A 2,365-nucleotide genomic window follows, 5' to 3' on the forward strand; every position below is an offset into this window, starting at 1 on the left:
TACTCTTCCGATATACCGCTAATCTCTTTTACGGTATATCAACTACCCGTTTTTACTATCCCGATATACCGCTAACCTCTTTTACGGTATATCATCCACTCCTTCTTACCCATCCGATATATCGATAAACTTGACCGGTCCATTATTAAAACAGACGGAATCCTCCGTCTGTTTCAGCACATAATTACATATCTTCCCCACTTGGCTCAGTTGCGTCTTTAATATAAGATTCAACTTCAGCCTCGTAGCGTTGTTTTTCATCTTCCGTCCAGTTAAAACGAACAGCCATGTATGCAACAATTTGTTGTTTCCATCGGTTGACCCAATCAATATTGAAGAACATTGCACCAGTTCGGCGAATAAGGAAATCGATTGGCTTTGTGACCATTTCATACTGCATTCCATATTCAAGGGATGCGAGTATAGGAAGTGGAAGACCAGCTTCTGTTGCTTTTTCCTTACATTCCAGCATTATTCCTTTTACAATATCAATATTTGAACCATATAATCGTGTTAATCTTTCCGCGTCCTTATGAGAAAGCTGGAACTCATTTACTAACTGCTTCCCTTTTTCAGAGACAAATTCAGGATAACTTTTCGAACCGCCCACATTTCCCCCAGAAATAGCCATATTCTTTGTTTGACACGATTTAAGTACGCCTGTTAACCCTTCTTCCTCAGAAAGCTTTACTACTTTATCTACGATGGTTTCAGCCATTTTACGGTAGCCTGTTAATTTTCCACCTGCGATTGTGATTAAACCTGAATCAGAAACCCAGATTTCATCCTTACGCGAGATTTCAGACGGATCCTTTCCTTCTTCATAAATCAGCGGGCGTAGGCCTGCCCAGCTGGATTCGATATCAGAATCCTTTACTTTTACAGTTGGAAACATATAGTTAATCGTATTAATCAAATATGCACGGTCTTCGGCGGTTAAAGTTGGGTGAGCGGTATCTTTGTCATAAAATGTATCCGTTGTTCCGACGTATGTCTTTCCCTCACGTGGGATTGCAAACACCATCCGTCCATCTTGAGTGTCATAGTAAACAGCCTGTTTTAACGGGAATTTCGATTGATCGATCACGATATGGACACCTTTAGTTAGCCTTAAAACTTTGCCTTTTTTCGATTTGTCCGCTTCACGCATTTTATCAACCCATGGACCTGTTGCATTGACGATTTTTTTCGAAAAAATTTTATATTCTTTACCTGTCAATTGATCAACCACTTTTACTCCTGTTACCTGTTCATTTTCATAGATAAAGGATTCCACCTTAGCATAGTTAACTGCTTTTGTCCCTTGTTCGATGGCTTTTTTCATCACTTCAATTGTAAGACGTGCATCATCTGTTCGATATTCAACATAGTAACCCCCACCCTTAAGACCATCCTTCTTAATGAGGGGTTCTTTCGCTAATGTTTCTTCCGCACTTAACATAGATCTTCTTTCTGACTTCTTCACTCCTGCCAAAAAATCATACATACGAAGACCAATGGATGTTGAAAACTTTCCAAATGTACCACCCTTATGAAGTGGCAACAGCATCCATTCAGGGATTGTTACATGCGGACCATTTTCATACACGATCGCTCTTTCTTTCCCTACTTCGGCTACTAAACCTACTTCAAATTGTTTCAAATAACGAAGCCCACCGTGCACAAGCTTTGTGGAACGACTTGATGTTCCTGCCGCAAAGTCCTGCATCTCAACGAGACCTGTTTTGAGTCCACGGGTTGAAGCATCAAGTGCGATTCCTGCACCTGTGATTCCACCACCAATAATAAATAGGTCTTGAACCTCTTTTTCCATGTCCGCTAAACTGGAACTTCTATTTAGACTTGAAAACTTTGTCATGTTTCCCACTCCTTGAATGTAGAAAAAAAGAGACCACAAAAGACATTGCACACATAGTGACAATGCTCCTGCGGTCTCTCCCTAATCTCCTACCGAATTATTAACTTATCTCTATCATAACATAACGATTATTTAAAACCAAGAGCTGCCTGTACTGCCTTTTTCCAGCCGTTGTATAATTCTTCACGATATTCTTCAGTCATTTTTGGTTCAAAGGTTTGGTCAATTGCCCATTTTCTTGAGATTTCTGATTGATCCTTCCAAAAACCAACTGCTAAACCAGCTAAGTAAGCAGCGCCCAATGCTGTTGTTTCATTAATGACTGGACGTTCCACCGGCACTCCTAAAATGCCGCATTGGAAAGCCATGAGGAAGTTATTTTTAACAGCCCCACCATCGACTCGAAGTGTTTTTAAGGATATACCTGAGTCGGCCTCCATCGCGGTTAAGACATCCTTTGTTTGGTATGCCAATGATTCTAAAGTGGCCCGTACGAAATGTTCCTTT

2 protein-coding genes are annotated in these 2,365 nt (G+C 40.6%); both read right to left on the reverse strand.

The features are described from left to right. Positions 1–184: 184 nt before the first annotated feature. Positions 185–1,858 (reverse strand): glycerol-3-phosphate dehydrogenase/oxidase, encoded by a 1,674-nt coding sequence (locus V7147_RS09335; protein WP_438824571.1) that lies wholly within the window; start codon positions 1,856–1,858, stop codon positions 185–187. 128 nt (positions 1,859–1,986) lie between these two features. Then, on the reverse strand, positions 1,987–2,365 hold a 379-nt coding region (locus V7147_RS09340), incomplete at its 5' end, for an FGGY-family carbohydrate kinase (protein WP_335367583.1).

The organism is Bacillus sp. JJ1521 (assembly GCF_036965165.1).
Classification (GTDB): domain Bacteria; phylum Bacillota; class Bacilli; order Bacillales; family Bacillaceae_L; genus Ferdinandcohnia.